A 4,393-nucleotide genomic window follows, 5' to 3' on the forward strand; every position below is an offset into this window, starting at 1 on the left:
CCAACCCAACACCATCGGCGCACTACCGATTGCTGTAGCCCGGGACTGCGGTTGCGAAGTCGGATACCTGCCAGGTCTTGCGATGCGCAAAGCTGCAGATCTCTATCCGGGACGTGCAAAACAGACAAACGCGACGCATTCATCATCGCCGACACCGCCCGCACAATGCCCCACACGCTACGTGCCGTCGACCGCAATGATGAGGTACTCTCCGCCCTAAAGATGCTGTCCGGCTTCGATGATGACATCGCCCGCGATTGCACTCGCACTGTCAATCGGCTTCGCAGTGTCCTCACCCAGATCTACCCCAGCCTGGAACGAGTTTTTGCTGGTAGCACCCTGACTCGCACGCCGATCCTGGAATTATTGATCCATTACAAGGGACCGCAGGGGCTAAAAAGAGCCGGATACCAACGAGTGTTGAACTGGATGATCAAGCGCACACGTAAAGACCCCACCCCGCTGGTAGACGACATTTTTACAGCGCTGAAAGCTCAAACAGTCACCGTGCCTGGAAGCGATGCCGCCGAGTTAGTAATTCCTCAACTGGCTGCAAACATCCAGGCCCTCAAAGAGCAACGAAACACCATTGCTGAGCAGGTTGAAGAGATGCTCGCTGATTTCCCTCTTTGTGAGGTCTTGATGAGTATGCCCGGAGTCGGCATCAAGACCGCAGCGCAGATCCTTCTTGCGATCGGTGATGGCTCCGACTTCGCTAGTGCTGGCCACTTAGCTGCTTATGCTGGAATAGCACCCGTGACTAGACGATCCGGTTCGTCGATCAGAGGTGAATTCCCGGCACGGTCAGGCAATAAACGACTGAAAAACGCCTTGTTCTACTCCGCATTCGCAGTTATCCGCAGCCACGAACCGTCACGGCGGTATTACGAACGCAAACGCGCTGAAGGAAAACGCCACAACGCAGCAGTCATCTGCCTGGCACGACGCCGATGCAATGTCATCTACGCGATGCTGAAAAACAAGGAGTTCTTCCGCGAAATCCCGCCACGCCCCGTCGCCGCATAAAGCCCCAAAGACGAAGCCGACCAGCACACGCTGGCCGGCTCCTAGGCACGCCTAAGAAACTACTCCCAAGACTGTGCTCGTCAACATCGGTCTGGCACTTGACAAAAACATAGGGACACCCCCCAACACCACCCCACCCCAAAGTTCAATACATTGAATTTGGTGATTCATTGAACTGAACGCTATTCTTGGCTGCCATGAGTATTAGCGTCCAGAACTTGAGCGTGAGCTACGGCGCGAACACCGCGATTCGGAACATCAGCTTCACCCTCGACTCCCCCGGCATGCACGGCATCATCGGCCCCAACGGCTCAGGCAAATCCACCCTCATGAAGGCGATGCTCCAGATCCTGGACAAACACAACGTCCACGGCACAGGCCCCACCGGCGCCCCTGCCGGCTACCCCGTCACCCTCGACGGCAAGGCCCCCGCCGAGCAGCGCCGCGCAATCGCTTATATCGAGCAGCGCTCTGACCTCGACCGCAACTTCCCCACCAGCGTCTTCGACACCGTCCTGATGGGCACTTACCCGCGCCTGGGTCTTTTCCACCGCCCCGGCAAGGCCGAACGCGAAGCAGCCACCCAGGCTCTCAAGGACGTCGACATGTGGGACTTTCGCCACCGCCACATCAGCGAACTCTCGGGCGGACAGTTCCAGCGCGTCCTCTTTGCCCGCGCCATCGTCCAGGACGCGGAGTACATCTTCCTGGACGAGCCCTTCGTCGGCATCGACGTCCCCAGCGAGAAGACGATCGTGACCCTGCTGCGGCAGATGGCGGACGCGGGCAAGCACGTCGTCGTCGTGCACCACGACATGAACACGGTGCGCGGCTACTACAACGACCTCATCGTCCTCAACGGCGAGCTCGTCGCGGCGGGTCCCACCGAGGAGGTCTTCGTCCCCGACGTGCTGCAGAAGGCCTTCGGCGCGCTCGTCATCCGCGAGCCGTCAGCACCAGCCCACCCCACGCCACGGCAGGCAGCCCTCCAGGAGGAGACAGCATGATCGCGGAGTTCCTCGACTCACTACTCAGCCACGGCTACCTGCAAAACGCGCTGATCACCTCGGTGATCGTGGGCGTGGCCTGCGGCATCGTCGGCAGCTTCATCGTGCTGCGCGGCATGGCCCTGATCGGCGACGCCATCTCGCACGCCGTACTACCGGGGGTCGCGGCCTCCTACCTGCTCGGCACGAACCTCTTCCTCGGGGCGGTGGTCGCGGGTCTACTCGCCACACTGGCGATCGGGCTGATCGGCGAACGCTCCACTGTGAAGAACGATTCGGCGATCGGCATCGTCTTTTCCACCTTCTTCGCGATCGGCGTGCTGCTCATGGCGAAAGCGCAGACGGCGACGGATCTGACGGAGATCCTCTTCGGCAACGTCCTGACCGTTCAGGACGCCGACCGCAACCTCTCGATCGGTATTGCCGCTGCCGTGCTGATTCTCACGCTGGTCTTTTACAAGGAGCTCAAGCTCAGCACCTTCGACCCCGTCATGGCGCAGTCGGCTGGCGTGCCCGTGCGGGCAATCCACTACGGGCTGATGGTGGTGCTCACGCTGGTGACGGTCATTTCCCTGCAGACGGTGGGCGTGATCCTGGTGGTCTCCCTGCTGATTACTCCGGCGTCGGCGGCGTACCTGCTGACGAACCGGCTGGGAGTGATGATCGGGCTTTCAGTGGCGTTCTCGGCGCTCAGCTCCGTAGTGGGGCTGTTCCTGAGCTATAGCTACAACGTGTCCTCCGGCGTGACGATCGTGCTGACCGCCAGCGCGCTGTTCCTGCTGGCTTTCCTCTTCGCGCCAGGCAAGGGACTGATTGCTCGCTCGCTGGGCAATAAGCCACTGGCCGCGCTGTTGGCCCTCCTGGTGGGCGGTGCCCTCGTGTTCGGGGCCGTGACCTTCTCGACGGAGGAGAAGGCAGACGGTGAGCAGCTGAACGTCGTCACCACCTTCACGCTGCTGGCGGACCTGGTGGAGGAGATCGGCGGCGAGGCGGTGGACGTCCATAACCTCGTGCCGACCGGCACGGACCCGCACGACTACGACCCCCTGCCCGCGGACCTGGATGCGACGAGCGACGCCGACCTGCTGTTCTACAACGGGCTGAACCTCGAGGGCGGTGAGCACGGCTGGCTCGCGAAACTGAAAAACACCGCGGGCCTGGACGATTCCCAGATGGTCGAGGCCACCAAGGGCGTGGAACCGAAGTACCTCAAGGACGAAAAGGGCAATCAGGAGATCAACCCGCACGCCTTCCTGGACCCGACCGTCGGCATCGCGATGGCCGAGAACGTGACCGCGGCGCTGGCCGAGGCCCTGCCCGAGCGTGCCGAGCACATCGAGGAGAAGGGGGCGGAGTACAAGGCCATGCTGGAGAGCATCGACGCCGACTACCGCGAGCAGATCGGTGCGCTGCCGAAGGAGGATCGTGTGCTCGTGGCCAGTGAACATGCCTTCCAATACATGGTCGACACCTACGGCATGGAGCAGCTGTATATCTGGCAGATCGACACGGATGAAAACGGCTCCCCCGCGCAGATCGGACACCTCGTGCGCCAGCTGAAGGACAAGCGCCCGAAGCACCTGTTCGTGGAGTCGAACGTGGATACGCGCCCCATGAAGACCGTCTCGAAGGAGGCCGGGATTCCGATCTTCGACGAGCCACTGCACTCCGATGAGCTCGGCAAGCCGGGCACGGTCGCGGGAACCTACGAGGATTTCCTGCGCAGCAACTTGAAGACCATGATCGCGGGGCTGAAGCGCTAAAACGCGAATGCTCGAGGCCCACATGCGTTGGGCTTCCCCGGTCGCATTCCCGTTACCTTGTGAGTGTCCCCGATAATGGGGATAGTCGCTGGTCCCGGTATGGCTTACCTGCCCTGTAGTTTCCATAATCCGGGGGGTGTTGCCGCCGGGTGCCAGGACTTTCGATGACAGCTGATAGGGACACGGCCAGTTTTAAACTAGGTCTCTTTGTAACGTGGGTGCTTGCAACGAAGGTCATGACACCAGCGACTGGAACAACGCCATACCCATCTCGTTTTCTAGGAGCTCATCATGTCTCCGGAGCATTCCATCGACATATTCCTTGGGTTAGACGTCGGCAAATCTGAACACCACGCCTGCGCCTTAGACCGTGATGGCAACAAGGTCTTCGACAAACCGTTGCCTCAACTCGAATCCGAACTAGCAGGCGTTTTTCACCAGCTTCAGAAGCTTGGCACCGTGCTCGTGATCGTCGACCAACCCAACACCATCGGCGCACTACCGATTGCTGTAGCCCGGGACTGCGGTTGCGAAGTCGGATACCTGCCAGGTCTTGCGATGCGCAAAGCTGCAGATCTCTATCCGGGACGTGCAAAA

3 protein-coding genes and 1 pseudogene are annotated in these 4,393 nt (G+C 60.6%); all 4 read left to right on the top strand.

Features of this window, described 5'->3' with window-relative positions; genetic code table 11:
• Positions 1–1,026, top strand: a pseudogene (locus RAE04_RS11535) (IS110 family transposase); the annotation flags it as partial.
• Positions 1,027–1,223: 197 nt separating this feature from the next.
• Entirely contained in the window at positions 1,224–2,033 is an 810-nt protein-coding gene (locus RAE04_RS11540) for a metal ABC transporter ATP-binding protein (protein WP_035006260.1), read from the top strand.
• Entirely contained in the window at positions 2,030–3,796 is a 1,767-nt protein-coding gene (locus RAE04_RS11545) for a metal ABC transporter solute-binding protein, Zn/Mn family (protein ID WP_317027456.1), read from the top strand. Before RAE04_RS11540 ends, RAE04_RS11545 begins: the two co-directional genes overlap by 4 nt.
• A 291-nt stretch (positions 3,797–4,087) precedes the next feature.
• A partial coding sequence (locus RAE04_RS11550; RefSeq protein ID WP_317027457.1) for an IS110 family transposase occupies positions 4,088–4,393 on the top strand: 306 nt, incomplete at its 3' end.

Origin of the sequence: Corynebacterium sp. CTNIH16 (assembly GCF_032821655.1) — a bacterium.
In the GTDB taxonomy this organism is placed as follows: Bacteria; Actinomycetota; Actinomycetes; order Mycobacteriales; family Mycobacteriaceae; genus Corynebacterium; species Corynebacterium marquesiae.

Excerpts from the sequence above, each read along its gene's own strand:
- RAE04_RS11540 (WP_035006260.1), top strand. The coding sequence starts at position 1,224 with ATGAGTATTAGCGTCCAGAACTTGAGCGTGAGCTACGGCGCGAACACC.
- RAE04_RS11545 (WP_317027456.1), top strand. The coding sequence starts at position 2,030 with ATGATCGCGGAGTTCCTCGACTCACTACTCAGCCACGGCTACCTGCAA.